This window comes from Acidimicrobiia bacterium (assembly GCA_036396535.1).
GTDB lineage: Bacteria > Actinomycetota > Acidimicrobiia > Spongiisociales > UBA5794 > DASWKR01.
The window spans coordinates 64455-91048 of the sequence record DASWKR010000028.1 but is presented as its reverse complement, the minus strand read 5'-3'; the positions used below and the strand labels follow the sequence as shown (position 1 = coordinate 91048).

The window sequence follows — 26594 nt, the reverse complement described above, 5'->3', positions numbered from 1 at the left end:
CTCACAGCTCGCAGCGCGCCAGCACCTCACCGTCGATGCATCGGTCTGTTCCGGGGCCTCCGTCGATGTCGTCAGTGCCGAGGCTGCCGTTGAGCGTGTCGTCGCCGCCGCGCCCCGCCAGGACGTCGTCGCCGGCTCGTCCGTCGATGACGTCCGGCATGCTGCTACCGCGCAGTACGTCGTCACCGCTGGTTCCCCACACGATCTCGACGCGCTCGATGGTGTCCGACCCGTCTCCGGTCGCCGTTCCGGCGGCGAGATCGAGGGTGACGGCGCCTGCCGTGGTGGTGTAGTCGAGTCGATCGAGGCCTGCTCCTCCGTCGAGCGCGTCGTCGCCGGTCGATCCGCTCACGACATCGTCGCCCGGCCCACCACGGACGTCGTCGTTCCCGGGTCCCCCGCCGAGATTGTCGCTCCCTCCGCGCCCCACGATCAGGTCGTCGCCCGTTTCGCCGCCGATGGAGTCGTTGCCGGGCCCTCCGTAGAGGACGTCGTCGTGTGCCGATCCGAACATGCCTTCGATGCCGGTGAGCACGTCGTTGCCGTCGCCCGACGCCGTCCCGGCCGCCAGGTCGACCGTGACGGGTGCTGCGGAGGCGCTGAAGAAGGCGTAGTCGCCGTAGCCCGGGTTCGAGGAGCCTCCGTCGACGAGGTCGTCACCGGCGCCTCCCTCGAGGTAGTCGCCGTTGCCGCCGCCGCCGAGCAGGTCGTCGTCGCCCCCCGAGCCGTTGATGTAGTCGAACCCGTCGCGACCACGCAGGACGTTCCGCTCCTCGTCCCCATAGATGCTGTCGTCGAAGTCGGAGCCGGCGACGTTCTCGATGCGGGTGAGGACGTCTGTTCCGCGGCCCATCCCGGTCCCCGCGCCGAGGTTGACGGTCACGCCGGAGGACGAGTCGCGGTAGTCGGCCTCGTCCGTGCCCTTCTTGCCGTGCAGCAGGTCGTCACCGGGTCCGCCCTGGAGCGTGTCGGCGCCTGTACCCCCGATCAGCGTGTCGTGGCCGGCGCCGCCGAGGAGCCGGTCGCGTCCCTTGGCGCCGCAGATCACGTCGTCGCCGCCCTTGCCCCTGATGACGTCTGCGCCACCCATGCCGACGATCACGTCGTCTCCAGGCGTACCCGAGATGACGTCGTCCCCGGGCGTCCCGGTGATGGTCGCCGGCAGCCCGCCGCACGTTGCCGCCCGCGCCACCGCGGCGGGAGTGAGCGAGAGAGCCGTGGCGGCGATGGCGGCGATGATCGAGCGACTCGTGTTCACAAGCGTCCTCCCGGCGTCGGCGGCAAGCCTAGGTCCCGGGTCCCGCCGGTGGGGGGCTGCTCAGCGCGTTCGTCTCTGCGGATGCTCCGAGTGGTCGTGGCCGGCGTGGTCGTGGTCGTGGCCGTCGTCGTCGTGGTCGTGCTCTTCGATCTGGCGTTTCACGTCGTCCATGTCGAGTGCCTTTGCCTGATCGACGAGGCTGCGGAGCATGCCTTCGGGAAGGGCCCCGGGCTGCGAGTAGATCCCGATCTGGTCACGGAAGATCATGAGCGTCGGGATGGAGCGGACGTTGAAGTACCCGGCCAGCTCCTGTTGCGCTTCGGTGTCGACCTTGGCGAAGACGATGTCCGGGTGGTCCTCGGAGACCTTCTCGAAGACCGGGCCGAACATCCGGCACGGCCCGCACCACTCGGCCCAGAAGTCGACGAGGACCATGTCGTTGTCGGCGATCGTCTCTTCGAAGGTTTCCTTTGTGAGTGCCAGGGTTGACATGGATTACTCCGGTGGTCGCGGGAATTGCACCCTACAAACCAGCCGTCCCTCGGCAACATTCCGGCGTGTCCGACGACCCGTTGGCCGTGGCTCGGCGCCGACTGAGGGCTCCGACGGGCAGTCAACGGGTCTCGTGCCTGTTCGCGTGTCTGGTCGCGGCTCATACACTCCGGTGGTGAGCTTTCCCTCCCCGATCGCCGAGCTCCGAGCCGTGGGAGCGCGTGTCGGTTCGACGACCATCCTGCGCGACGTCGATCTGCGAATCGAACCGGGTGACGTCGTCGGTCTGTTCGGCGCCAACGGAGCCGGTAAGACGACGCTGCTGCGGATACTGGCGACCCTCCTCGTGCCGGACGCCGGGGAGGGGACGGTCCTCGGCGCCGCCGTCGACTCCTCAGCGAGGATCGACGTCAGGCGCCATATCGGGCTCATCGGCCATGTCCCGGGGCTCTACCCGGAGCTGACGCTCGAGGAGAACCTCGTCTTCAGCGCCAGGCTCGACGGTCGCCGTGCCGATGAGGCGAGGTCGGCGCTCGACCAGGTGGGGCTCACGCGGGCGGCGGGGCGTCCGGCCGCAGCGTGCTCCCACGGGATGCAAAGGAGAGCCGAGTTCGCCAGAGAGCTGATGCGGATGCCGGCGTTGCTGCTCCTCGACGAGCCCCACTCGGCACTCGACGCGGCCGCGGCCGAGCTCGTCACGTCTCTCGTAGCCGGCGTCGCTGATGCAGGAGGTGCCGCAGTCGTGGTCTCCCACGATCGCGAGCGAGTCGAGAAGCTGGCGACACGCACCGTGGAGCTGGCAGCCGGGACGTTGGCGTGATGCAGGCACCGACGTTGGTCACGCAGGCGGCCATCGTCGCCGGGCGTGACGTCCTCCGGGAGCGGAGGGCAGGCGAGGTGTTGTGGGTGACCGTCCCGTTCGCCGCCGTCGCCCTCCTCCTCATCCCGCTGGCCATCAGCACCGACACGGCGCTGTTGCGGCGCATCGGACCGGGCATGTACTGGGTGGTGGTGCTCTTGTTCGGTGTGCTCACGGCCGTCAGGCGGACCGCCGTCGAGACGCCTGCCCAGCGCGACGCGGCGTCGCTGAGCGGCATCGACCCGGCGGCGAGCTTCGCAGGGAAGGCGGCCGCCAACGTCGTGATGCTCCTCGGGTTCGAGGCCGTCGTGGGGGTCGTGGCGGTCGTGCTCTACGACATCGAATTGACACGGTGGCCGTGGATCGTCGCCGTGGTGCCGCTGGCAGCGATCGGCCTCGGGCTGCTGGGCACCGTCGCCGCGGCGATCGCGGCGAACGTCGGAGCCGGTGCCGGGCTGATCCCGCTTCTCGTCGCCCCGCTGTCCGTGCCTCTCCTCCTGGCGGCGACGCAGGCGCTGGATTCGTTGCGGCCCCCCAACGGTATCCTCGCCTGGGTGATGCTGATGGTCGCCGTCGACACCGGCCTCGCCGTAGCTGGCGTCCTCTCCTCCAGGGCGCTGATGGACACCGGATGAATCCAGGAGCGCGTGTGGCGAGGTTCGGCACGACCTACGACAAGCTGGCGGTGGCGGCCGTCGTCGGTGCCATCGCCTTCTCGTTCGCAACCCCGCCGGAGGTCACCCAGGGCAATCCGGCGAGGCTCTTCAACCTCCACCTCCCGATGATCGCCGTCATGTACGTCGCCTTCGGCGTCACGTTCGTGGCGAGCATCGTCTACCTGGCGAGGAAGGCCCTCTGGTGGGATCACCTGGCCGCAGCTGCGGCCGAGGTGGGAGTGCTCTTCAACGGGCTGACACTCGTCGTCGGGATGCTGTGGGCCAAGCCGACGTGGGGCGTGTACTGGACGTGGTCGGCCAGGTTGATCCTCACCGCCGTGATGTTCTTCGTGTACCTCGGCTACCTGGCACTGCGTCGGGCGATCGCCGATCCCGAGCTGCGGGCGAGCCGCTCGGCCGTGTACGGGATCCTGTCGCTCATCCAGATCCCGGTCATCCATTTCTCGGTCGTGTGGTGGCGCGACGTCCACCAGCAGGCGACGCTGCTGCGGCCCGACGAGATGCAGATCGACGGGGTCCTCTTCGCCGCATTCCTGGCGGGTCTCGTCGCCTTCCTCATGATCGGCGCGTCATTGCTGCGCCGCCGCCTCGCCGTCGCCTCGCTCGAGGCCGAGGTCGAGCGGGTTGCGATCGCCGGTTCCGGCGGTGTCGCCGGCGACGCGGTGACGCCCCCGGCCCTCGAGCGGCGCTCGCCGAAGGTCGCCCGATGAATGGATGGGCCTGGGTCCTGGCCGGCTACGGAGTGACGATCGTCTCCATCGCGCTGTATGCGAGGTCGCTGGCGGTGCGACGAGCCCGCCTGGAGAAGCGGCTCGTCGAACGTCCGTGATCCGCTACCGGCGCTTCGTCATCCCTGCGGTCGCCCTGATCGGCGTCGTCGCCTTCCTGTTGTTCAACCTCTCGAACAACCTCGTGTTCTTCAACACGCCGACGGAGCTGCATGACGAGGGCGCCAGGGACAGTCGGCTGCGCCTCGGCGGGCAGGTCGTCGAAGGGTCGGTGGCCAGCACGAGCGACGGAGTGACCTTCGAGGTCACGGACGGACGGCAGTCCGTGGTCGTCGTCCACAGCGGAGCGCCGCAGCAGCTGTTCGCCGAAGGCCGAGGGGTCATCGTCGAAGGTGAGTGGGACGGGGCGACGTTCCACTCCGACTCGATGCTGGTCAAGCACGACGAGCAGTACCGGACGGAGGACTCGGTCTACGAGACGCCGACCGAAGCGGGGTCCGGTCCATGATCGCCGTCGTCGGGTACCTCGGGATACTGGCCGCCCTCACAGGCGCGACCCAACTCGTCGTCCTCGGTGTCACCGCGTGCCGGAGCGACGAGGCGAGACAACCTCGGCTCCGCAGGGCGGCCGGGCTCTTCCTCGGCGGTGCGGTCGTGACCATGGTGGCTCTCGAAGTCGGCATCGTCGCCCACGACTTCACGATCGAGTACGTGGCAACCAACACCGCTCGTGCCACCCCGCTCGTCTTCCTGCTCGCCAGCGGTTGGGCCGCCCTCGAAGGCAGCATCGCCCTGTGGGGGCTCGTGCTCGCCGGTTTCACGTGGTGGGTGGCGCGTGGGGTGCACGCCGGGGACCGGCTCGGGGCCGGAGCACTCGCCGTCCTCGGTGGTGTGGGCATCTTCTGGTTCGGGATGATGGCCACGGTCGCCGACCCCTTCCGGGTGTGCACCGAAGCCGCCTCTGTCGGATGCCTGGCGTCGACGTGGCATCCATTCGCGGCGGCGGTCGCCCCACTGGACGGGTTCGGGCCGAACCCGTTGCTCCAGAACCACATCCTCATGGCGGTTCACCCTCCGATGCTGTACCTCGGGTACGTCGGCCTGTCCGTGCCGTTCGCCTTCGCCATCTCGGCGTTGGCGAACAAGGTCTCGGGGGCGGCCTGGCTGGAGAGAACGCACCGCTGGACCGTCATCGCCTGGACGTTCCTGACGCTCGGGATCCTCCTCGGGGCGTGGTGGTCCTACGAGGTGCTCGGCTGGGGGGGATACTGGGCGTGGGATCCCGTCGAGAACGCCGCCTTTCTCCCATGGCTCGTCGCCACCGCCTTCCTCCACTCCGCCGTCGTGCAGCGCCGCCGAGGGATGCTCCAGGCATGGAACTTCGTCCTGATCATCTCGACGTTCGCGCTCACCATCTTGGGAACCTTCCTCACCAGGTCGGGCGTCATCGCGTCCGTGCACTCGTTCACGCAGTCCGCCGTCGGTCCGGCGCTTCTCGGCTTCCTGGCGGTCGTGGTCGTCGCCTCGTTCGCCCTCTTCGCATCCCGCGCCCACCTGGTGTCGTCGTCTCCTCGGCTCGACTCACTCGCCAGCCGCGAGGGCGTGTTCCTCCTCAACAACCTGCTACTCACCCTGTTCGCCTTCACGGTTCTCATCGGGACGACGTATCCGCTCTTTCTCGAGGGATTCACAGGCCGCCAGGTGTCTGTCGGCAGGCCATTCTTCGACCGGATCACATTGCCGATCGCGTTCGCCCTGCTGCTGGCGATGGGGGTCGGGCCGATCACGCCCTATCGCGCCGCTTCCGGCGCCGTCGTGTGGCCGAGGATCAGGGGGGCGGCCGTTGCCGCCATGGCTGCGGGTGCCGGAGCGGTGCTCCTCGGTGTGCGGTCTGTCCCGGTCGTCATCGCCGTCGTGCTCGCATCGTTCGTCGTAGGCGTCGTCGCCTCCCACTTCGGGCGGCAGCTGAAGGCGCAACGAGAGCGCGGCGCTCGAACCACGACGGCGGCGGCGATGATCCTGAAACGCGAACGGGGTTACTGGGGCGGGCAGATCGCCCACGTCGGCGTGGCCATCGCGGCCATAGGCATCGCCACGTCTGCAGGGCTCGCCACCCGCCAAGAGGTGCGCATCCCGGAAGGCGGCCTGGTGAGGATCGGCAGCTACTGCGTGCTCTACGAGGGTCCTTTCCAGCGAACGGAGCCGAACCGGACGGTCGAGGGCGCCCAGGTCGGGCTGATGGACGAGTCGTGCACCGACCGCATCGCCACGATGTTTCCTCGCGTCCATCGCTACCCGAACGCAGCTCAGGCCGTGGCGACGCCGGACGTGCATACGGGCCTCGTGGATGACGTGTACCTCAGCCTCGCAGGCATCACGGCGAGCGGTGACCTGATCCTCGACGTCTTCGTGTTCCCGTTCCAGTGGTTGCTCTGGATCGGAGGGCTGGTGACGGTAGGGGGAGGCGCCTGGTCGCTCACCGGCGGCCGCCGCAGGGCGGCATCCGAGCCTGCCCTCGCTGAGGCTTCCAGGTGATCCCGGCACTGCGGCGATGGGCGGCACCTGTGGCGCTCGTGATCCTGGGATCGGTGATCGGGATCGGGCTGGCGTCCGGCGGCGAGGTCGAGCCGACCGTCGAGGATCGCGTCGACCAGATCGCCGCCAACCTGCGCTGCCCGTTCTGTGGTGGAGTCTCGATCGCTGAGTCGACGTCGTCCATCGCCCGTGACCTGAGGGGGTTCATCACCGAACAGGTCGGCGCCGGGGCCACCGATCAGGAGGTCTACGACTACTTTGTCGCCCGTTACACGGAGCGGGTCCTCCTTCGCCCGGTCTGGTCCGGATGGGGCCTGGTTCTCTGGGCGGTGCCGTTCGTCGCGGTCGCCGTCGGCGTCATCGCCATCCGGTCGCGGCGACGGGGCAGGGTCGCGGTGCCGGCAGGAGACGTCGTGGACCAGCTCGACCACGTCCGGCGCGACCTCGGCGAGCTCGAGCTCCAGGAGGCGGCCGGCGAGCTGACGCCGGCAGTTGCAGGGCGCCTGCGGGCGTCGTACCTCGAGGAAGAGCTGGCAGTGGCGGCAGCCGGAGCGCAGGGGGAAACAGCCGATGCTCCTCGCAAGGTCGACCGGAAGAGGCTCATCGGAGCGGGGATCCTCGTCGTCGGCGGTGCGGCGGTCACACTCGCCGTCATCGGGGCTGTGGCCGACCGAGATCCGTCCGGGCTGATCACCGGGGGCGTGTTCCAGGAGGCGGACGACCCCGTCGACCTCGCGACCGTCACGAACGAGGAGCTCGAGCAAGTGGTCGCCGAGAACCCCGATGTCGTCGGGATGCGTCTGGCTCTGGCGAGGAGATACTTCCAAGCAGGCGACTTCACGGCCGCTCTACCCCACTTTCTGGGGGTGCTCGACCGGGAACTCAACGCCGAAGCCCTCGCCAGCGTCGGGTGGATGACGTACCTCTCCGACGAGCCGGACATCGCCGAGGACTACGTGGAGCGGAGCATCGAGGTCGAGCCGGACTTCCCCCAGGCGTACTGGTACCTCGGGAACATCCGCCTGCTCGGCCTCGCCGACCCGGGCGGCGCCATCGACCCGCTAGAGCGGCTCCTCACGTATGAGCTGCCGGACGACGTCCGCACCGAGGCCGAAGAGCTGCTCGACGTTGCGGAGGCCGAGCTGTGACGGTCGCCGGTCGGACGCGAGGCCGCACGCTCGGGTTCTGGTCGCTCGCCTCGGCTTGCGCGGCCGTGGTCGTGCTGGGGGTGGTGTTGTCCGATCGGTTCGGTACCGATCCGGATCTCACGGCATCGCCCCTCATCGGCTTGCCCGTGGCCGAGTTCTCCGCCCCGTACCTGGAGTTCGAAGGAGAGTTGTCGAGCGACGAGTTGGACGGCTCGATCGTCGTGATCAACTTCTGGGCATCCTGGTGCATCGGGTGTCGCGTCGAGCATCCAGCGCTCACGGACGCCGCCGCCCAGTACGCCGAGTTCGACGTCCGCTTCCTCGGGATCCTCCACCAGGACAACCCGTCGAACGGCCTCGACTTCCTGGATGAGCTCGGCCGTGGGGACCCGTACACCTACGTCGTCGACGCCGGGTCCCGCCTCGGGCTGGAGTTCGGCGTGCTCGGTCTTCCCGAGACGTTCCTCGTGGACAGGGATGGGACCATCGTCGGCAAGATCAGCGGGCCGATCTCGAACCCCCAGGTGCTCGTCAACGCCATCGACGACCTGATCCTGGGCAGGGAGATCGGCACGATCAAGGTCGGTGAGGTCGAAAACCGCTGACGGCACCAAGTTGACATATTCCGATATAGGAATATGATTGTCCCCCATGCCACGCCTCGCCACCACAGTCGATGCCTTCGCGGCGATCGGCGAGCCACGCCGCAGGGAGATCCTCGATGTTCTCTCGACCGGCGAGATGGCGGTCAACGACGTGGTTGCGGTGCTCGGCATCGCTCAGCCGCAGGTGTCGAAGCACCTCGGAGTCCTGAAGGAGGTGGGCCTGGTGGCCAGCCGCCGCCGCGGGAGGCAGCAACTCTATCGAGTGAACGGTGCTGCCCTTCGCCCCGTCCACGACTGGGCGCAGAGCTTCGAGCGGCTCTGGAACGAGCGGTTCGATCAATTGGACGAGCTCCTCGAGGAGCTCAAGCAGAAGGAGGATCGAGATGAACGTGGCGCATAGCGGATCGGCATCGGTGACCCTGCCGTCGGATCTCGAGATCGTCATCACCAGGGTGTTCGACGCACCAGCCCGCCTGGTCTTCGAGGCCATGACCACCCCTGAGCTGGTCGAGCGGTGGTGGGGCCTGCGAACCTCGCATTTCGTCGTGTGCGAGATCGACCTGCAGGTCGGTGGAGCGTGGCGATACGTCGTGAGAGGCCCTGGGGACGACGAGCACGGGTTCCACGGCGTCTACCGGGAGATCGAGGCGCCGCACCGCCTCGTGTCGACCGAGGTCTACGAGGGCTTCCCGGATGCGGAGTCCGTCAATACGGTGACCCTGACCGAGGAGAACGGTCGAACGACCCTGACGACCGTCGTTCTCCACGAGAAGAAGGAGTACCGGGACGGTCACATCAACTCGGGCATGGAGGGCGGCATGCAAGAGACGTTCGACCGGCTCGAAGAGCTGCTCGACTCGATGAAGTAGGTTCGCTCACCATCGTGTCAGAGGGGGTCGGCCCAGCCGGCCCCCTCGTCGCGTCGCCTCCACGGTCATGCGCTGCGCGGCGTCCTCACGACCAGTCTGGCGAGGAGCCTCTCAGAGGCCCGCGTCACCTCGTCGACTGCTGCGTCGAACACCTGCTGATTGGCCTTCGACGGCTGTCGGTATCCCGAGATCTTGCGCACGAACTGGAGTGCGGCGGCCTCGATCTCTTCCGGCGTCGCCGGCGACTCGGTGCTGCGGAGAGTCTTGATGCTTCTGCACATCGTCTGAGCTTATCCCGCTCGGGTTGCTCCACTGGCTGGGTACCATCCCGCCGCCGTCCAGGAGGCTCTCAACTGTCTGCCGCCGATCCACACCGTCTGCCCCGAGCTGTGGTCCCATCGCACTACCGGCTCACGATCGTCCCCGACCTGGAGTCGGCGAGATTCTCGGGCTCGGTCGTCATCGACGTGGACGTCGTCGAACCCGTCGATCGAATCGAGCTGAACGCAGCGGAGCTCGAGATCGACGCGGTCGCCGTTGTCGGCTCGGGAGCGACTCTCACGCCCGATCACGAAGCCGAGGATCAACGCCTCGTCCTCACGCTCGACGAACCCCTCCCGGCGGGTCCCCATGGGCTGCACATCGAGTTTCGGGGCATCCTCAACGACCAACTGCGAGGTTTCTACCGGTCCCGGTATCGCGACGCGGAGGGCGAAGAGCGCACGATCGGCGTCACCCAGTTCGAGGCGACCGATGCCAGGAGGGCCTTCCCGTGCTGGGACGAGCCGGACATCAAGGCGACGTTCTCGCTCACGCTCGTCGTTGAGCCCGACCTCTTCGTCGTCAGCAACAGCTCCATCGTCGAGGACGTGATCCGCGAGGACGGCAGGCGACAGGTTCGCTTCGCGGAGACGATGAAGATGTCGACTTACCTCCTGGCGTGGATCGTCGGCGAGTTGGAGGCGACCGAAGCCGTCGACGTGGACGGTGTGCCGCTTCGCATCGTCCACGAGCCCGGCAAGGGGGAGCTCACCGGCTTCTCCCTGGCGGCCGGAGCGTTTGCGCTGCGCTACCTGCGGGACTACTACGCCATTCCATACCCGGGGGACAAGCTCGACCTCGTGGCCGTGCCGGACTTCGCCTGGGGGGCCATGGAGAACCTCGGCTGCGTCACGTTCCGGGAGAACCTGCTCCTCGTCGATCCGAGACGTGCGACACAACGTGAGATGCAGCGAATCGTCGATGTGATCGCGCACGAGATCGCCCACATGTGGTTCGGCGACCTCGTCACCATGAAATGGTGGAACGGCATCTGGCTCAACGAGGCGTTCGCCACCTTCATGGAGTTGAAGACGACGGATGCATGCCGGCCGGAGTGGGGGCGATGGATCGACTTCGGAACGGAGGCCGCTTCGGCCAGGGAGATCGACGCCTTGGCGGCGACGCGGCCCATCGACTTCCCGGTGGCGACCCCCGACGAGGCCAACGAGATGTTCGACGCCCTCACGTACGACAAAGGGGCGTCGGTGCTGAGGATGCTCGAGCAGTACGTCGGCGACGAGGCCTTCCGGCGCGGGGTCGGCGACTACCTGCGGGCTCACCAATACGGAAATGCCGAGGCGGTCGATTTGTGGGAGGCGCTCGAGAAGGCGAGCGGGGAGCCGGTCGGATCGATCATGGACACCTGGATCCTCCAGGGGGGGCTTCCCGTCGTCCGGGTCGCCAAGATCGAAGGCGGCTACCGCCTGACCCAGCGGCAGTTCGAGCTGCTCGATGGCGGGGCGGGAGGCCGCTGGATCGTTCCCGTGCTGTGGCGACCGGTCGGATCGGCCGACTCGCACCGCCTGTTGCTGGAGGAGCAGGCGGTCGTGACGTCTGACGAGCCCATCATCGTGAACGCCGGCGGCCATGGCTTCTACCTCGTCGACTACGACGATGCCTGCCGAGCCGCCACATCCGAGGCCTACGATCGCCTCGCTCCGCTGGAGCGATTCATGCTCGTCGACGACACCTGGGGGCTCGTGCTGTCGGGCGACGTCGGGCTGGAGGTGTTCCTCGATCTGCTCGAGAACCTCGGGGACGAGCGCCAGCCGGCGATTTGGGACGTCGTCGAGTCGGCGATGACGGAGATCGACAGGATCGTCCCTGATGCTGCCCGCCACGCCTTCAAGGCGAGGGCCGATGCCGTCTTCACGCCGCTGCTCGTCGACCTCGGGTGGGCGCCGGTCGACGGCGACGATGACCTCGTCCGCAAGCTGCGGGCGACCGCCCTGCGCGCAGCGGGCCGGCTCGCCGACCATGACGAGGCGATCGACAGGAGCAGGACGATCGTCTCCTCGATCTTGGACGGCGGGGGAGCGCACGACCCGGACTTGGCGGCCGCCGCCGTCGGTGTCGTCGCCTGGCATGGGACGGACGACGACTTCGATCGGTTCGTGGAGCGCTTCGAGAACGCCGCCACACCTCAGGACAAGGTTCGATTCCTGTACTCCTTGGCGGCGTTCCCGCACGAGCGACAGGCAGATGAGGTCTTTCGCATGATGCTGGCCGGCAGGATCAGGAGCCAGGACGCCCCGGGCCTCATCGCCACGATGTTGACGAATCGCAGGGTCAACGCGGCGGTTTGGGCCAAGCTGAAGCGGAGATGGGACGAGGTTCACGAGATCGTCCCGGAGGCCATCGCCAAGAACCTCCATCGAGGCCTGCGGGCGCTGACGCATCCCGAGTCGGCAGACGACGTACGGCAATGGTTCGCGCAACACGAGACATCGCACCCGAAGTCCCTCGCCCAACGCCTCGAGCTGTTGTCGGTGTACGAGGGGTTTCGGGGACGCGAACAGGGAGGGATCGCTGAGAAGCTGTGACCGGCGTCAGGAATCCCGTCTGGTGAGCGTCGCTTCCAGGTGGATCTGGTGCGGTTGGCCGACGGCCTCCATCCACAGCTCGTAGCGCATCTCGTCGTCCGAGACGACCACTCGCCGTTCGACGCGTGAGACGGCCACGGCCGTCGCCGTGGTCGCCACGAGCCGCGGCTCGATCTCGAGCGTCGTCCCGGACAGCCGCCCTTCGTGGATCTCGACGATGCCCGTCGGTTGAGCGACGACCAACTCGACCCCGGTGGCGCCGGCGGGACGGATGTACCCCGTCTCGGAGTGGAGTCGGACGCCTGCCTCGGGGTGGGAGCCGGCCCGGGTGGTGCGTTGCGCGTACGTGAGGAACGGCTTGCCGATGTGGCCGATGACGACCTCCTCTCGGTACTCGAACGTCTCGATCGTCGGGTACACCCCGACACCGGACCCGCGCCACGTGCCGACGAGGAAAGCCAGGTGCGCCAGCCCCTCGTGCAGATCGTTCATGGCAGCTGCGCCACGTCCGCCCTGGCGATGCCGGTGGCGACGAGGACGAGCGACAGCGCGTAGAACGCCGCACCCGTCCACAGCGGCGCCGGCGACTGCGAGAAGAACCCCCAGACGAGCCCGAGCAGCATCCCCACCTCGGCGATCGCCAGTGCGACGAATATGGTGGCGCGCAGCTGGGCGATGGTCACGGTCCGCTCGGTGACCCTGCTGCGCCACAGGACGGCAGCGAGCACGCCGACGGCTCCGGCGGCACCCGCGGCGACGATGCCCGCCGTGTCGCTCACCGCGGCATCGCCCGTCAGCGACGAGATGACCGCCGTGCCTACCGCGAGGATGAGCCCTGCGGCGACCGAGAATGCAGCGCACAGGACGAGCAGCACGCGTCGGCCGGTTCTCATACCGTCACGCTAACGCGCCCCATCGAGTCGCCGGCTCCTCTCCGTGGCTTCGGTGCTCGGCTAGTGCTTCGACCAGCAACCTACGGTTGCTGGTCGAGTTTGTCGCCTGCGCCCCTACCGGGGCTTCGGCTCTGCTGGTGCGGCCTGCCGGCCGCGCCTATTGCCCTGGTCGAAGCGGCAAGCCGCTCCGCCCAGTACGAGGGGGCCGGCACAAGGGCCGCCCCCTCGTGCACCCCCACCAAGCAATGTGAACGTTTCTGGTCGTCGCACTAGCCCCGGCCCTCGTCTCGCAAAATGGCTGCGGGGGATGACGCTCGGTGCCCCGCGGGGGCCATTCCGTCCAACCCCGACGGGGCGGTGCCCGAACGCTCGTTAGTCTCGGCGACGTGCGTGAGGTGATCATCGACGGCGGCTCGCTCGACATCGAGGACGTCGTGGCCGTCGCAGGGAGAGCCGCAACGGTCACGCTCGCCGAGGGCGTTGCTGCTCGGATGGCGCCGGCGCGTGAGCTCGTCGAGCGTCTCGCCAGAGAAGAGCGGATCGTCTACGGCGTCACGACCGGCTTCGGTGCACTCGCTTCGACTCGCATCGCCCCGGACGAGATAGAGGAGCTGCAGGTTTCGCTCGTCCGATCGCACGCCGCCGGCGTCGGCGAGCGACTCCCTCCGGACCTCGTGCGAGCCATGATGCTGTTGCGGGCTCGCACGCTGTCGCAAGGGCACTCCGGCGTTCGCCCCGTCATCGTCGAGCGGATCGTCGAGCTGCTGCGCCGTGATCTCCTCCCTTCCGTGCCCGCCCAGGGATCCGTAGGTGCGTCGGGCGATCTGGCTCCTTTCGCCCATCTGGCCCTCCCGATCATCGGGGAGGGCGAGATGACCGACGGCGGCGAGCCCGAGCCCTCAGCACTCGTGCTCGCCCGGCACGGGCTGGAGCCGCTGACGCTGGCCTCCAAGGAGGGGTTGAGCCTCCTCAACGGGACCGAGGGGATGCTGGCAATGGGCGTGCTCGGGACGGCCAGGGCTCGGCGGATCGCAGATGCGGCCGACCTCGCCTGCGCGTTGTCGATCGAGGCTCTCTTCGGCTCAGCTCGCCCGTTCGACGCCAGGATCCACGCCCTCCGCCCGCACCCCGGCCAAGCCGCCACGGCGTCCCTCATCGGAGCGCTGCTCGAGGGATCCGAGATCGGCGCCAGCCATGCGGACGACTTCGACCATGCGGTGCAGGACGCCTACTCGCTGCGTTGCGCGCCTCAAGTGCACGGCGCCGTCAGGGACACGATCGGCTTCGCTGCGGAAACCTTCACGAGAGAGCTCGGCGCCGTCGTCGACAATCCGATCGTGTTTCCCGATGACGGCGACGTCGTGTCGGCAGGAAACTTCCACGGACAGCCGCTGGCGTTCGCCCTCGACTACATGGCCATCGCGGTCACCGAGCTCGGGTCGATATCGGAGAGGCGGACCGACCGGCTGCTCGATCCGGAGCGGTCGGCCGGGCTCACGCCGTTCCTGGCGACCCGTCCTGGTGTCAACTCCGGGCTGATGTTGTCCCAATACACCGCGGCGGCACTCGTCGCCGAGAATCGCGTGTTGTCCCATCCGGCGTCCGTCGAGTCGATCCCGACGTCGGGATCACAGGAAGACCACGTCTCCATGGGGTGGGGCGCAGGCCGCAAGCTCTCGCAGGTGCTGGCCAACACCGAACGCGTGATCGCCGTCGAGCTCATGTGCGCCGCGGCAGGTGTCGAACAGCGCGCACCCCTTCGCCCGGCCCACCTCACGGGTCGCGCCCTCGAGATCGTGCGCTCCCGGGTCCCCCGACTGGACGGCGATCGCCCGATCGGAGCCGACATCGATGCCGTCGCCGCCATCCTGAGGGAGGGGCGATTCGACGACCTCGTCGCCGAGGCGAGGTCGTCGGGGCCGTGACGTACTCACGGGTCCGCACGATCAGTTCTCCGCCGCGTACAATCGGGCAACGATCAGCGACCCCGGGAGTGAGCAGTGGCATTCATAGACACCGTCAAGAAGTGGCTCGGCATGGCGAAGGATTCGGCAGGAACCGTGGCCGAGAAGGCGAAGCCGATGGTCGAGAAAGCAGGTGACGTCGCCGAGAAGGCCTGGGACAAGACCAAGGATGTCGCAGGCGACGTCAAGGATCGGTTCGAGGGCGACGACGACGGGCCAGATGAAGGCGAAGGCGAAGGCGGAGGCGAAGGCGGAGGCGGAGGGGTCTGAGTCCTCGGCGGATCGATGCGGCCGCCGCTCGTCGGCGGCCGCGGCGCGTCCGGGGTCGATCACGGGGTCGATCATGGAGCCTCCCGGGCATGTACGCCGAACTAGGGTGACGGCGTGACCGGTCCCAGGCTCGTCACGGCGCCTCGCGGCTCCCAGAAGTCCTGCAAGGGTTGGCTGCAGGAAGCAGCGCTGCGCTGTCTCATGAACAACCTCGACCCCGAGGTGGCCGAACGTCCTGAGGACCTCGTCGTGTACGGCGGTCGCGGCAAAGCGGCTCGCAGCTGGGAAGCGTTCGACGCCATCGTCCACCACTTGCGCGATCTCGAGGACGACGAGACGCTCCTCGTCCAGTCCGGGAAGCCCGTTGGGCGCTTCTCGACACACGAGATGGCGCCCCGGGTCCTGATCGCCAACAGCCTCCTCGTTCCAGACTGGGCGGACTGGGAGCACTTCTGGGAGCTGGAAGCGGCAGGGCTCATGATGTACGGCCAGATGACCGCCGGCTCCTGGATCTACATCGGGACGCAGGGCATCCTCCAGGGCACGTTTCAGACGTTCGCCGCCATCGCCGAGAAACGAGCCGGCAACACCCTGCGGGGCACCATCACGCTCACGGGCGGTCTCGGCGGCATGGGCGGCGCCCAGCCGCTTGCGGTCACCATGAACGACGGGGTCGCCCTCTGCGTCGAGGTCGACCCCGACCGGATCCGCCGCCGTCTCGAGACTCGTTACCTCGACGAGGTCGCCGAGTCACTCGACGAAGCGCTCGCCGTTGCGGAGGCCGCCAAGCGGGAGGGACGTCCGTTGTCGGTCGCCGTCGAGGCGAACGCGGCCGACGTGTTCCCTGAGCTGCTCGCTCGCGGCGCCGACATCGACATCGTCACCGATCAGACGTCTGCGCACGACCCTCTCAACGGATACGTCCCGAGGGGGATGACCTTGCAGGCAGCGGAGGAGTTGCGACGGTCGGACCCTGCCGGCTACATCAAGGCGGCGAGAGAGTCGATGGCGGTCCACTGCGAGGCCATCGTCGGCTTTCAGCGAGCCGGTGCCGAAGTGTTCGACTACGGGAACAACCTCAGAGGCGAGGCGAAGCTCGGAGGGTTCGACGACGCCTTCGCCTATCAGGGGTTCGTGCCCGCATACATACGAGATCTCTTCTGCGAGGGCCTCGGTCCCTTCCGCTGGGTCGCCCTGTCCGGCGATCCGGCGGACATCGCAGCCACGGACGACGCGGTTGCTCGCCTCTTCCCGGACAACCGCCCGTTGAACCGGTGGCTCGAGCTGGCAGCCCAGCGGGTCAGCTTCCAGGGGCTCCCCGCCAGGATCTGCTGGCTCGGGTACGGAGAGCGTCATCAGGCGGGCCTCGCCTTCAACGACCTCGTCGCTTCCGGGAAGGTCGCGGCGCCCATCGTCATTGGGCGTGACCACCTCGACTCCGGGTCCGTTGCCTCGCCATATCGGGAGACCGAGGCGATGGCGGACGGGTCGGACGCCGTCGCCGACTGGCCGATCCTCAACGCCCTGCTGAACACTGCATCCGGGGCGGCGTGGGTCGCGGTGCACCACGGTGGGGGCGTCGGCATGGGCAAGTCGATCCACGCCGGCGCCCAAGTGGTTGCCGACGGGACTGCGCAGGCGGCGCTCCGCCTGGAGCGGGTCCTCACCAACGATCCCGGGACGGGGGTCATCCGCCACGTGGATGCCGGCTACGCACGGGCCCGGCGGACGGCGGACGAGCGGGGCGTCACGATCCCGATGGATCAGGTGTGAGCGATCTCGTCCTCACCGACCTCAGCCAGGTCGTCACCAACGATCCAGCCCACGGGAGCAGGCTCGGCATCGTCACCGACCCCGCCATCGCCATCGTCGACGGGACGATCGCATGGGTCGGCAAGCGCGGCGAGCTCCCTGGTGACTTCCAGGCCATGCCGAGCGTTGCCTTCGAAGGACGATCCGCGGTGCCCGGGTTCGTCGACTCGCACACGCATCTCGTCTTCGGGGGCGACAGGGCGGGCGAGTTCGGCGAGCGGCTCGCAGGGCGCGCCTACGAGGAGATCCTGGCGTCCGGTGGCGGGATCGAGGCGACGGTCGCCGCCACCGTCGCTGCGGCGACGGCCGATCTCCTCGAGGCCACCCGGGCCAGGGCGGCCACGATGCTCGCAGCGGGCACGACGACCGTCGAGATCAAGTCCGGGTACGCCCTCGACGGCCCCGGTGAGGAGCGCCTCCTCGAGATCGCCGGGGCGGTGATGGAGCAGCTTCCGCTCGACGTCGCCTCGACCTACCTGGTGCACACGGTTCCACGCCAATGGCCGGGCGGCCGGGACGCCTACGTGGAAGACGTCGTCGGCGATATCCTCCCGAGGTGCGCCCCGCTGGCGCGGTTCTGCGACGTGTTCTGTGACGAGGGCGTCTTCACGGTTGCCGAGACGAGGCGGATCGTCGAAGCGGCGAAAAGCCATGGTCTCGTGCCCCGCCTCCACGCCTGCCAGCTCGCTTCGTCCGGCGGAGCCGGGCTCGCCGCCGAGGTGGGCGCCGCCTCCGCCGACCACCTCGATCATGTCACAGGGGACGAGCTGGCGGCGATGGAGAAGGCAGGAACAGTCGCCGTTCTCCTGCCCGGCGTCTCGTTCTCGATGCGGCTGCCTCAGCCCGACGCTCGAAGGATCGCCGCGGCGGGAGTGACGATCGCCATCGCCACGGACGCCAACCCGGGTACCAGCTACGTCCTCACGATGCCGTTCGTCATCGCTCTGGCAACTCTCGAGATGGGCATGTCCCCGGATGACGCCCTGTGGAGCGCGACGCGGGGAGGCGCTCTCGCTCTTCGGGAGCGCTCGAAGGGATGGCTGCGGCCGGGAGCCGCCGCCGACATCGTCGTCCTCGACGCGCCAAGCCATGTCCACCTGGCGTACCGCCCGGACAGCCCGCTCGTCCACGCTGTGCTCAAGGACGGCGTCACCGTCGCCGCGCCGACGCCGCTGCCCGAGTCGTTCGGCTGACGGCGCTCGTCGACCGTCGCATGGTTGCCAGACTGGGGGTGTGAGCACGATCCATCCATACCTCTCGAAGGAGCACCCCATCCGCCTTGCTCACCGCGGGAGCCGTCTGCTCTGGCCCGAGAACACGATGGAGGCGTTCCAGGGTGCGGTGGACCTCGGCTATCGCTACCTCGAGACCGATGTGCGCCTGACGAGGGACGGAGTCGTCGTGGTGTTCCACGACGCAACGCTCGACCGGCTCACGAACGGCACCGGGCGTGTCGCCGATTGGCGCTTCGACGAGCTCTCACAGCTCGATGCCGCCTTCACGTACCAGCCCTCCGGCGACTTCCCGTATCGGGGCGAGGGGATCGGGATCCCCGCTCTCGAGGACGTGCTGGCGACGTGGCCGGACGTGCACTTCAACATCGACTTGAAGGCCACCGGAACGCCCGAGGCGGTAGCCGAGATCGTCGAGCGCCTCGATCGTCGGCCCAGCGTGCTGATCGCCTCCTTCTCGGACCGCAGGATCGCGCGCTTCACGCGGCTGACCGGCGGACAGGTGGCGACCTCGGCAGGCTCGGCGGCGTCCGTTGCGATGTGGGTGGCGTCGCGCCTCGGCCGGTCCCCCCGGGTCGGGGCCACCGCGTACCAGGTGCCGTTCGACCAACGGGGCATGCCGATCGACAGGAGGTTCATCGACGGAGCCCACGCCACGGGAGCCCAGGTCCACACGTGGACGGTCGACGACGCGGCGGACATGCACAGGCTGCTCGACCTCGGCGTCGACGGGATCGTCACCGACCGGCCGGACGTCCTCAACGACGTGGTGGCGGCGAGGGCCTGATCAACCGGGCGGGCGGTAGGGGAGCCCTCCCAGACGAAGGATGCACTCGACGGCTGCAGTCCTCGCCTCCTCGAACGAGGCCCCACTCACTGCCGAGCGGATGTCGCCGCGGTCCTGCAGGTAGACCCGGTACGTATCTCCGTCGTCGAGGACGTACAACCCGTCCGCCGGGCCGACCACGTTGCGGCCGAGCGCCAGAAGGGCGGCGGGGGTGGTGATCTCGCTGATGAGGTCCACGAGCTCGAGGTTGAAGGCCTCTTCATAGTCGGAGGCCGTTCTGGCGTGCCTGCCGATGATCCGGGAGGCGAGGCGGGCCCCCTTCAGCTGGAGGATCGCCTGAGCCTGCTCGTGTCTCGTTGGCCGCTCCACCGTGTCCGGCAGGCTAGGACGGTGCCGACGCAAGCAACGGGCGGGATTCGGTTCAGCCGTCGACACACGAGGGGTACACGCCCATGAGCCGGGCTGTGACGTCGGAGAGACTGCCGCTCTCGACGGTCTCGGTGGCGCTCACCTCGGTGACGCTCGCCGCCGCCGGGTCGTACAGGTACTCGTGGAACTGCGCATGCACCTCACCGCCTTCGATGAAGGCGAGCACTTGGGTCACCCCGTCGGGGCTGCAAGAGAACCATCCGGCGTCGGAGTCGCGGAACCCGCGGAACAGTGTGGGGACGGAGCCGTCCGGTTCCGGCACGGCGACGATCTCGCAACCGTGGAGGGCGTACAGGCCGTATGCGCTTCCATCGCTGCTCTCGTCGAGACGGAGCAATACGACCGGCCCTCCCATGTCGACGACCCGCTCCACGCCGCCCGGCGTTGCACGGGCGAGCCTGGACTGCACGCTCCAACCGTACCCGAGGGCGAAGTGGAGATAGCCGACTCCGTCGATGTTGTAGACGGTGATCGTGTCCTGCCGGCCGTCCCCGTCGACGTCGCCGAAGCCGGCGTCCAAATCGGACACGCCGTCGGGGATGACGTCGCGGGGCAGGTCGCCGCAGTCGCCCTCGAACTGCGGGTGATACGCCACCTGCAAGCTCACTCGCTCCTCGTTCCCAGCGGAGTCCGTCGCCACGAACACCGCCAGGTTGCCTCCCTCGGTGAGGACGAGGACCACCGACCAGCTCCCGTCATCGGCCACGTCGGCCGCGTACCGGCCGGCGGCGACGACCGCGGCTCCCGGCTCGGTCGTTCCTCGGAACGTGTAGACGGATTGGAAGACAACCGCGTTCGGCTCGGGGTCGATCACCGTCAGCTCGGGCGGCGTGGTGTCCGGTTCCGTTGCCGTCGTCGCAGCGACGGTCGTCGAGACTGCCGCTTCGCGTGTCGTCGAGGTGGTGGCGAGCGTCGTCGTCTGATCTGCGCGTCCCCCACACGCAGCGAGGACGCTGCATGCGAGCACGATCGAGGGCAGGAGTTTCACCGACATCAGTGTGACTGAGAAACGACGGATCACCGCGGACCGGTTCCCGCCGGTGGCACAGACGGAACCGGGCCGGAGCCGCGGGCGTCGTAGCGGCATGGACGACGAACGTTTGGCGAGGATCGCAGACGCACTCTTGCTGGCGCTCCTCATCGGACTGGGAACATTCGGTCTGGCGGCGGCGCTCGACGCCGATAGCTCCTCACCCCGAGAAGTCGACGAGCCCGTCAACGAGCAGTCCGTCGTGGCCGATACCGGCACGCCTGAGATCGCAATCGATTCGCCGCTCGACGCACCCGACGTCGCAGTCGACCCGCTGCTCGACAATCCCGATGCGGCAGTCGATCCGATCTTCGGTGCACCCGACGTCGCAATCGATCCGCTGCTCGAGCTCCCGAGCGTGGCGGTCGATCCTCCGCTCGGTTGGCCGAGCGTGGCAGTGGACCCACCGCTCGCCGGCTGACCGGCGAGTCGGCGACGGCTACATTCGATGGATGGCAAACGTTGTGCGCGACTTCTTCGACAACTGGAGCACGTACGAGGCGTCGACGGCGAAGAAGCTGCGTTTGTCGCTCAAGAACACCGGGATCAAGCTGAGGACGGGGTCAGCCTGCTGCGGAAATCACGGCGAGCCCGGGTGTTGACGAACCGCTGAGGGCGAGCCCGGTCGGGGCTCCCGGGACCACCACCACGACCACGGCGAGAACCACGGCGAGAAATGAAGCTTCGCCCTGCTCAGGACGGCGAAGGCGCCGGCCCATTCATGCCAGAGACGGCTTGAAGGGCGGTCGAGCCGCTTCGAACTCGCCGATTGCGCCGGCATGCTGCATCGTGAGCGCGATGTGATCCAACCCGTTCACCAGGCAGTGCTTGGCAAACGGGTCGAGGTCGAACGTCGCCTCGAAGCCCTCGGCGATCACCTGATCGTTGGCTATGTCGATCGTCACTGCGTTGCGCGGATCTTCGGCGAGCCCCATGAGGTGGTTGACCTCGTGCTGGGCGAGTTGCACCGGTACGAGCCCGATCTTGTGGCAGTTACCGCGGAAGATGTCGGCGAACGACGGGGCGATGATCGCCTCGAAACCGCGGTCCTCCAGGGCCCACGGGGCGTGCTCGCGTGACGACCCCGAGCCGAAGTTCGGGCCGGTGACCAGCACCTTGGCACCCTGGTACTCGGGGCGATTGATGATGAAGTCCGGGACGAGCTCGCCCTCCTCGTCAACCGCCCAGTCGTAGAACAGGAACGGCCCGAAGCCGGACCGCTCGATGCGCTTCAGGAACTGCTTGGGGATGATCTGGTCGGTGTCGACGTTCGCCCGCGGCAGCGGGGCCATCTGTCCCTCGATGATCGTGACGGCTCTCACGTCCACCTCCTCACGTCGACGAAGTGGCCTTCGACGGCGGCGGCGACCGCCATCTCGGGACTCACGAGGTGGGTTCGCCCGCCCCTTCCCTGGCGGCCCTCGAAGTTCCGGTTGGACGTCGAGGCGCATCGCTCGCCGGGCGCGAGGATGTCCGGGTTCATGCCGAGGCACATCGAGCAGCCGGCGTCTCGCCACTCGAAGCCCGCCTCCTTGAAGACCCTGTCGAGGCCCTCTGCTTCGGCCTCCATCTTCACGAGCCCCGAACCGGGGACCACCATCGCCGAGACGTCCGGGTGGACCGTCTTGCCTTCCAGGAGCGGGGCGGCCGCCCGCAGGTCCTCGATCCTGGCGTTCGTGCACGAACCGAAGAAGACCCGGTCGATCCTTATCTCCTCGATGGCCGTGCCCGGCTCGAGGTCCATGTACGCCAGTGCTCGCTCGGTGGCGTCGCGGTCGAGCGGATCGTCGAAGTCGTCAGGGAAGGGCACCCGCCCCGTGACCGGGACGCTCTGTGCCGGATTGGTGCCCCACGACACGAAGGGCGCCAGGTCGGCGGCTCTCAGGTCGACCTCGGCGTCGAAGAGCGCCCCTTCGTCCGTTGGCAAGCTCTCCCAGTACGCCAGGGCATCGTCCCACGCGGCACCGATCGGGGCGTGAGGCTTTCCCACGAGGTACTCGTACGTCGTGTCGTCCGGGGCGATCATCCCGGCTCTGGCCCCGCCCTCGATGGACATGTTGCAGATCGTCATCCGACCCTCCATCGACAGAGACCGGATCGTCGAGCCCCGGTACTCGATGACGTGGCCGGTGCCGCCTGCGACGCCGATGCGGTTGATGATGCCGAGAATCACGTCCTTCGCCGTCACCCCGGTCGGCAGGGTGCCTTCGACGTTGATCGCCATGGACTTGGGCTTGGTCTGCGACAGCGTCTGCGTCGCCAGCACGTGCTCGACCTCGCTGGTTCCGATCCCGAAAGCCAACGCCCCGAAGGCGCCGTGGGTCGAGGTGTGCGAGTCGCCGCAGACGATCGTCATCCCGGGCTGGGTGACGCCCTGCTCCGGGCCGATCACGTGCACGATGCCCTGGCGCGGATCGTCGATCCCGAACAGCGTGATCCCGTGCCTGCGGCAGTTCTCCACCAGAGTGTCGATCTGCCGGCGAGAGAGCGGATCCTGGATACCGAGGGCTCTCCCCTCCGTCGGCACGCCATGGTCGATCGTCGCCAGGCAGAGGTCGGGGCGGCGGACCGGACGGCCGGACAGCTCGAGCGACTCGAACGCCTGCGGAGACGTGACCTCGTGGACGAGGTGCAGGTCGACGAAGATCAAGGCAGGGTCGCCATCCTCGACGAGATGGTCGGCCCAGACCTTGTCGAACAGGGTGCTGGCAGCCATCGTCGGATAGTAGGCAACCCGTCGAGAACCCTTGCCGACGGTAACCTGCCTCTGTGCCGACGCTGCTGGCCATGCTGCTCTCCGTCACGCTCGCCGCCCCGTTCGGTGAGGCCGAGGTGAGCGCCATCCGGGCAGGCAACGGCGAGCTCCAGCTCAGCGTGACGGTCGAGGTCGAGGTGGGCGCCGTTGCGGTCCTGGCGCGGACCGTCGGCGTGGATGGCGCCGAGCTTCCCCCGGTCGCCCTCTCGAACGTGCGGTCAGGGGTGTGGCAGGGGATCGTGACCGTTCCGATCCGACCCGACCTCCGCATGGGCTTCGAGTTGATCGCCGAGTCGGGGACGACCGCAGTCGTCTCCGAGGTGCACACCCTGGTCGAGCTCGGGGTCGATCCGGCCGCGCTGCAGCAGGTTTCCGGCGGAGGCACGACACGACCCATCGAAGATCCGGCCATCGAAGATCCGGCCATCGAAGATCCGGGCGACGGGGACACCCGCCGGTGGGGCTGGCTGGGGCTGGCTGCCGCGGCGGCTGCCCTCGCCGCTGTGGCGGTCTGGGTGCTCGGAGGGCGCGGCTCTCGACGTCCGGTTGACATTGGGTCGGGAAATCCCGACAATACGGAAGATGTCGACCATACCTCTGCCGGCACCTGAGAGCATCCCGGACTACAGCCTCGACGACTACGTCGTCGCCGACACACCTGAACAACTGAAGGCGATCGGCGACCCGACGCGGAAGACCGTCCTCGACATGCTGCTCGAGCGGGCCGCGACGACGTCGCACCTGGCGGCGGCGCTCGGCAAGCCGAAGGGCACGGTCGGCTACCACATCAAGGTCCTCGAGGATGCCGACCTCGTCCGGGTCGTCCGCACTAGGAAGGTGAGGGCGATGACCGAGAAGTACTACGGCAGGACGGGCCGCACGATCGTCTTCGGCGCGATTCCGGCGGAGGGCGAGATGTGGATGCTCAGCGAAGCTGCCGAGGAGGCCGTGGCCGAGGCCGGCTCGGCGCTCCCGATGACCACGCTCCGCCATGTCAGGATCCCGGAGGAGGCGGCCGCGGAGTTCTCACGGAGGGTGCTCTTGCTGGCCGAGGAGTTCGTCCGCATGCCGCGAGGCGGATCGCGGGTCTACGGGTTCGTCGCCGCCGTCTATCCAACAGACCGACCATCGCTCAAGGAGCCGAGGGAATGACCGACCAGGAGACCGCGGCTCGGGCCGCCGAGGGCGACCGCGCCAAGCTGGGTGGGAACTACTGGAAGCTCTGGACCGCAAGCGTCATCTCGAACCTGGGGGACGGTGTGGCCCTCATCGCCTACCCGTGGCTCGCCTCTGCCGTCACGCGCAACCCGTTGCTCATCGCCCTCATCGCCGTCGCCCAGCGGATCCCGTGGCTGGTCTTCACGCTTCCCGCCGGCGTCATCACCGACAGGGTCGATCGGCGCAGGATCATGGTTGCCATGGACGCCTTCAGGACGGTCGTCACCCTCGGGGTCGCCGTTGCAGTCGTCGTCGGCGCCGACTCGCTGCCCTCCCCCGACGAGGTAGCCGGCGGGATCGCGATCTCCACCAACATGGCGATCTACTCCGTTCTCGTCGCCGCCTCACTCCTCTTCGGCTTGGCGGAGGTGCTGCGGGACAACGCCGCCCAGACGATCATGCCGGCCATCGTCGAGCCGGGCGCTCTCGAGAAGGCGAACGGGCGGATGTGGGGAGCCGAGATGGTTGCCAACAGCTTCGTCGGACCGCCCCTCGGCAGCCTCCTCATCGCGGCGCTCTTTGCTCTCCCGTTCTTCTTCGATGCAGGCACGTTTGCCGTCGCCGCGGCTCTCGTCTTCCTCGTCGCCGGCGACTTCCGTACCAGGCGCGACGTGCCTGCATCGAAGAAGGTCGAGTGGCGCAGGGAGATCGCGGAGGGCTTCTCCTGGCTCTGGGGCCACTCGCTCCTCCGCCCGATGGCGATCATCCTCGGCCTGATGAACGCATTGTCGAGCCTCACGTTCGCCACACTCGTCCTTTTCGCCCAGGAGGTACTGGGCATCGGCTCGTTCGCCTTCGCCCTGCTGATGACGGGCGGCGCCCTCGGCGGGATCATCGGAAGCGTCAGCGCATCGCGGGTCAGCAAGGCGCTGGGGAGCGGCACGTCGCTCTACGTGACGTTCATCGGCGGGGCAATCACATCCCTCGTCATCGGCGTCACGTCTGCTTGGCCGATCGCCTGGCTGATGTTCGTGGCGTTCACGTTCACGGCGGTGCTGTGGAACGTCATCACGGTGTCGCTGCGCCAGACGATCATCCCCGACAGGCTTCTCGGCAGGGTGAACAGCGTGTACCGGTTCTTCGCCTGGGGGATGATGCCGATCGGCTTGGCGTTGGGCGGGCTCATCGTATCGGCCACCGACACGTTCGCCAGCCGAGAGCTGGCCCTTCGGATGCCGTGGTTCGTGACCGCGGCGGCGTACGCCTTGGTGTTCCTCTATGCCGCCCCGAAGCTGACCACCGCCAAGCTCGAGGCCGCCAGGGCGGAGGGGATCGCAGCCAAGGAAGCGGAGAAGGCGCCGGGAGCCTGAGCGGCATCCATCGGGCCTGCAGGCGCGGCCGCCGTCTGCGACGTCACGCCCTCGCCGCGGCGCGGCGCTTCAGCAGGATCACGGCCAGGGCGCCGATGCCCGCCGCCGCGATCGTCGCTCCGGAGATGATGGGGACGGGTCGAGCGAGACGCGTGCGCAGCGACACCTGCCGCTGGAACTCGAGGATCTCCCATCCCCGCTCCTCGGCGAGCTTCCTGAGGTCCTTCTCCGGGTTCACCGCCACCGGGTGGCCGACCAACTCCATCATCGGGAGGTCGGTCATCGAATCGCTGTAGGCGAACGACGAGCCGAGGTCGATGCCCTCTCGCTCGGCGAGCTCGTTGATGGCGTCCGCCTTGCCCGGGCCCATGGCGTACAGCGCCAGCTCGGGGAGGAAGAAGCCCGCCGAGTCCGTCTTCACCCTGGTTGCGATGACGTTGGTGACGCCGATGTGGCGACCGATGGGACGCACGATCTCGACCGGGCTCGCCGAGACGAGGTAGACGAGGCGGCCCTGCCGCTTGTGGTCGTCGATGAGGGTCAGCGCCTCGGCGTAGACGAGAGGATCGGCGACCTCATCGAGCGTCTCCTCGACGAGCTGTTCGATCTCGGCGCGGTGCCAACCCGAAGTGAGCTGCAGCATCTGGTCGCGGGCTCGCTGCAGCTGTTCCTCGTCCGCTCCGAACAGCACGTAGAAGAGCTGGGCGAATCCCATCTTCATGAGCGCTCGTTTCCCGACGAAGCCCGCCTTGTAGAACGGCTTGCCGAAGGCGAGCGTCGAGGACTTGGCGATGACGGTCTTGTCGAGGTCGAAGAATGCTGCCTCTTGCATCACCGGCGAGTCTACGTGCGACGTCGA

General features: G+C 68.1%; 31 protein-coding genes. 21 read left to right on the top strand and 10 right to left on the bottom strand.

Annotation, left to right across the window (positions count from 1 at the left end):
* Position 1: 1 nt before the first annotated feature.
* Both VGC47_04530 and trxA read right to left on the bottom strand, forming a co-directional pair.
* Positions 2 to 1258 carry a calcium-binding protein gene (locus VGC47_04530; protein HEX9854558.1) on the bottom strand — a complete coding sequence of 419 codons (1257 nt, stop codon included), beginning with the start codon at positions 1256 to 1258 and terminating at the stop codon, positions 2 to 4.
* A gap of 60 nt (positions 1259 to 1318) precedes the next feature.
* The gene (trxA, locus tag VGC47_04525) at positions 1319 to 1750 is read right to left on the bottom strand and encodes a thioredoxin (protein ID HEX9854557.1); all 432 of its coding nucleotides are present in this window, start codon (positions 1748 to 1750) and stop codon (positions 1319 to 1321) included.
* A 175-nt stretch (positions 1751 to 1925) separates the two neighbouring features.
* Between trxA and ccmA the strand changes: the two genes are divergently transcribed.
* The 10 genes from ccmA to VGC47_04475 are packed head-to-tail and all read left to right on the top strand — an operon-like array spanning position 1926 to position 9171.
* Entirely contained in the window at positions 1926 to 2570 is a 645-nt protein-coding gene (gene ccmA / locus VGC47_04520) for a heme ABC exporter ATP-binding protein CcmA (GenBank protein ID HEX9854556.1), read from the top strand.
* Entirely contained in the window at positions 2570 to 3244 is a 675-nt protein-coding gene (locus VGC47_04515; GenBank protein ID HEX9854555.1) for a heme exporter protein CcmB, read from the top strand. Before ccmA ends, VGC47_04515 begins: the two co-directional genes overlap by 1 nt.
* Before the next feature lie 14 nt (positions 3245 to 3258).
* On the top strand, positions 3259 to 3996 hold the full coding sequence (gene ccsA, locus VGC47_04510; GenBank protein ID HEX9854554.1) for a cytochrome c biogenesis protein CcsA: 738 nt from the start codon (positions 3259 to 3261) through the stop codon (positions 3994 to 3996).
* Positions 3993 to 4115, top strand: a complete 123-nt coding sequence (locus VGC47_04505; protein HEX9854553.1) for a CcmD family protein — start codon at positions 3993 to 3995, stop codon at positions 4113 to 4115. The genes ccsA and VGC47_04505 overlap by 4 nt, the downstream gene beginning before the upstream one ends.
* A complete protein-coding gene (locus tag VGC47_04500) occupies positions 4112 to 4522 on the top strand; it encodes a cytochrome c maturation protein CcmE (GenBank protein ID HEX9854552.1) in 411 nt (136 codons plus the stop codon). The genes VGC47_04505 and VGC47_04500 overlap by 4 nt, the downstream gene beginning before the upstream one ends.
* On the top strand, positions 4519 to 6549 hold the full coding sequence (locus VGC47_04495) for a cytochrome c-type biogenesis CcmF C-terminal domain-containing protein (GenBank protein HEX9854551.1): 2031 nt from the start codon (positions 4519 to 4521) through the stop codon (positions 6547 to 6549). Before VGC47_04500 ends, VGC47_04495 begins: the two co-directional genes overlap by 4 nt.
* Positions 6546 to 7697 (top strand): cytochrome c-type biogenesis protein CcmH, encoded by a 1152-nt coding sequence (locus VGC47_04490; protein ID HEX9854550.1) that lies wholly within the window; start codon positions 6546 to 6548, stop codon positions 7695 to 7697. Before VGC47_04495 ends, VGC47_04490 begins: the two co-directional genes overlap by 4 nt.
* Positions 7694 to 8302: a redoxin domain-containing protein gene (locus VGC47_04485; protein ID HEX9854549.1), complete on the top strand. Its 609-nt coding sequence runs from the start codon at positions 7694 to 7696 to the stop codon at positions 8300 to 8302. The genes VGC47_04490 and VGC47_04485 overlap by 4 nt, the downstream gene beginning before the upstream one ends.
* Before the next feature lie 46 nt (positions 8303 to 8348).
* On the top strand, positions 8349 to 8702 hold the full coding sequence (locus VGC47_04480; protein ID HEX9854548.1) for a metalloregulator ArsR/SmtB family transcription factor: 354 nt from the start codon (positions 8349 to 8351) through the stop codon (positions 8700 to 8702).
* On the top strand, positions 8686 to 9171 hold the full coding sequence (locus VGC47_04475) for an SRPBCC family protein (GenBank protein ID HEX9854547.1): 486 nt from the start codon (positions 8686 to 8688) through the stop codon (positions 9169 to 9171). The genes VGC47_04480 and VGC47_04475 overlap by 17 nt, the downstream gene beginning before the upstream one ends.
* A gap of 65 nt (positions 9172 to 9236) precedes the next feature.
* On the opposite strand, the gene VGC47_04470 is transcribed toward VGC47_04475, so the two are convergent.
* On the bottom strand, positions 9237 to 9452 hold the full coding sequence (locus VGC47_04470) for a DUF2277 domain-containing protein (protein ID HEX9854546.1): 216 nt from the start codon (positions 9450 to 9452) through the stop codon (positions 9237 to 9239).
* Between the two features lie 108 nt (positions 9453 to 9560).
* Between VGC47_04470 and VGC47_04465 the strand changes: the two genes are divergently transcribed.
* The gene (locus VGC47_04465) at positions 9561 to 12035 is read left to right on the top strand and encodes a M1 family metallopeptidase (protein HEX9854545.1); all 2475 of its coding nucleotides are present in this window, start codon (positions 9561 to 9563) and stop codon (positions 12033 to 12035) included.
* Positions 12036 to 12041: 6 nt separating this feature from the next.
* On the opposite strand, the gene VGC47_04460 is transcribed toward VGC47_04465, so the two are convergent.
* Positions 12042 to 12527: an FABP family protein gene (locus VGC47_04460; GenBank protein HEX9854544.1), complete on the bottom strand. Its 486-nt coding sequence runs from the start codon at positions 12525 to 12527 to the stop codon at positions 12042 to 12044.
* Positions 12524 to 12928 (bottom strand): hypothetical protein, encoded by a 405-nt coding sequence (locus VGC47_04455; protein ID HEX9854543.1) that lies wholly within the window; start codon positions 12926 to 12928, stop codon positions 12524 to 12526. The genes VGC47_04460 and VGC47_04455 overlap by 4 nt, the downstream gene beginning before the upstream one ends.
* A gap of 386 nt (positions 12929 to 13314) precedes the next feature.
* Here VGC47_04455 and hutH point away from each other — a divergent pair, with 386 nt between their 5' ends.
* From hutH to VGC47_04430, 5 genes are all read left to right on the top strand, one after another.
* Positions 13315 to 14853, top strand: coding sequence for a histidine ammonia-lyase (hutH, locus tag VGC47_04450; GenBank protein HEX9854542.1), 1539 nt, complete (start codon positions 13315 to 13317; stop codon positions 14851 to 14853).
* Between the two features lie 75 nt (positions 14854 to 14928).
* Positions 14929 to 15162 carry a hypothetical protein gene (locus VGC47_04445; GenBank protein ID HEX9854541.1) on the top strand — a complete coding sequence of 78 codons (234 nt, stop codon included), beginning with the start codon at positions 14929 to 14931 and terminating at the stop codon, positions 15160 to 15162.
* Positions 15163 to 15276: 114 nt separating this feature from the next.
* Positions 15277 to 16935 (top strand): urocanate hydratase, encoded by a 1659-nt coding sequence (gene hutU / locus VGC47_04440; GenBank protein HEX9854540.1) that lies wholly within the window; start codon positions 15277 to 15279, stop codon positions 16933 to 16935.
* Entirely contained in the window at positions 16932 to 18167 is a 1236-nt protein-coding gene (gene hutI / locus VGC47_04435; GenBank protein ID HEX9854539.1) for an imidazolonepropionase, read from the top strand. Before hutU ends, hutI begins: the two co-directional genes overlap by 4 nt.
* A 40-nt stretch (positions 18168 to 18207) precedes the next feature.
* Positions 18208 to 18993 carry a glycerophosphodiester phosphodiesterase gene (locus VGC47_04430; GenBank protein HEX9854538.1) on the top strand — a complete coding sequence of 262 codons (786 nt, stop codon included), beginning with the start codon at positions 18208 to 18210 and terminating at the stop codon, positions 18991 to 18993.
* Here VGC47_04430 and VGC47_04425 read toward each other — a convergent pair whose 3' ends face one another.
* Both VGC47_04425 and VGC47_04420 read right to left on the bottom strand, forming a co-directional pair.
* Positions 18994 to 19362 carry a hypothetical protein gene (locus tag VGC47_04425; protein HEX9854537.1) on the bottom strand — a complete coding sequence of 123 codons (369 nt, stop codon included), beginning with the start codon at positions 19360 to 19362 and terminating at the stop codon, positions 18994 to 18996. It lies immediately after the preceding gene.
* 52 nt (positions 19363 to 19414) lie between these two features.
* Positions 19415 to 20410 carry a hypothetical protein gene (locus VGC47_04420; GenBank protein ID HEX9854536.1) on the bottom strand — a complete coding sequence of 332 codons (996 nt, stop codon included), beginning with the start codon at positions 20408 to 20410 and terminating at the stop codon, positions 19415 to 19417.
* Positions 20411 to 20507: 97 nt separating this feature from the next.
* On the opposite strand from VGC47_04420, the gene VGC47_04415 reads away from it, so the two are divergent.
* Together VGC47_04415 and VGC47_04410 are read left to right on the top strand one after the other, a co-directional pair.
* Complete coding sequence (locus VGC47_04415; protein ID HEX9854535.1) at positions 20508 to 20873, top strand: hypothetical protein; 366 nt, start codon at positions 20508 to 20510, stop codon at positions 20871 to 20873.
* A 31-nt stretch (positions 20874 to 20904) separates the two neighbouring features.
* Complete coding sequence (locus VGC47_04410; GenBank protein HEX9854534.1) at positions 20905 to 21054, top strand: hypothetical protein; 150 nt, start codon at positions 20905 to 20907, stop codon at positions 21052 to 21054.
* Positions 21055 to 21171: 117 nt separating this feature from the next.
* Here VGC47_04410 and leuD read toward each other — a convergent pair whose 3' ends face one another.
* Both leuD and leuC read right to left on the bottom strand, forming a co-directional pair.
* Complete coding sequence (gene leuD / locus VGC47_04405; GenBank protein ID HEX9854533.1) at positions 21172 to 21774, bottom strand: 3-isopropylmalate dehydratase small subunit; 603 nt, start codon at positions 21772 to 21774, stop codon at positions 21172 to 21174.
* Positions 21771 to 23168 carry a 3-isopropylmalate dehydratase large subunit gene (gene leuC, locus VGC47_04400; GenBank protein ID HEX9854532.1) on the bottom strand — a complete coding sequence of 466 codons (1398 nt, stop codon included), beginning with the start codon at positions 23166 to 23168 and terminating at the stop codon, positions 21771 to 21773. The genes leuD and leuC overlap by 4 nt, the downstream gene beginning before the upstream one ends.
* Positions 23169 to 23221: 53 nt before the next feature.
* On the opposite strand from leuC, the gene VGC47_04395 reads away from it, so the two are divergent.
* From VGC47_04395 to VGC47_04385, 3 genes are read left to right on the top strand one after another with little or no spacing between them, the layout of a single operon-like run.
* Positions 23222 to 23818 (top strand): hypothetical protein, encoded by a 597-nt coding sequence (locus VGC47_04395; GenBank protein ID HEX9854531.1) that lies wholly within the window; start codon positions 23222 to 23224, stop codon positions 23816 to 23818.
* On the top strand, positions 23790 to 24359 hold the full coding sequence (locus VGC47_04390; protein HEX9854530.1) for a winged helix-turn-helix domain-containing protein: 570 nt from the start codon (positions 23790 to 23792) through the stop codon (positions 24357 to 24359). The genes VGC47_04395 and VGC47_04390 overlap by 29 nt, the downstream gene beginning before the upstream one ends.
* A complete protein-coding gene (locus tag VGC47_04385; GenBank protein ID HEX9854529.1) occupies positions 24356 to 25735 on the top strand; it encodes an MFS transporter in 1380 nt (459 codons plus the stop codon). The genes VGC47_04390 and VGC47_04385 overlap by 4 nt, the downstream gene beginning before the upstream one ends.
* A 43-nt stretch (positions 25736 to 25778) precedes the next feature.
* Here VGC47_04385 and VGC47_04380 read toward each other — a convergent pair whose 3' ends face one another.
* On the bottom strand, positions 25779 to 26567 hold the full coding sequence (locus tag VGC47_04380; GenBank protein ID HEX9854528.1) for an HAD-IB family hydrolase: 789 nt from the start codon (positions 26565 to 26567) through the stop codon (positions 25779 to 25781).
* Positions 26568 to 26594: the final 27 nt, after the last annotated feature.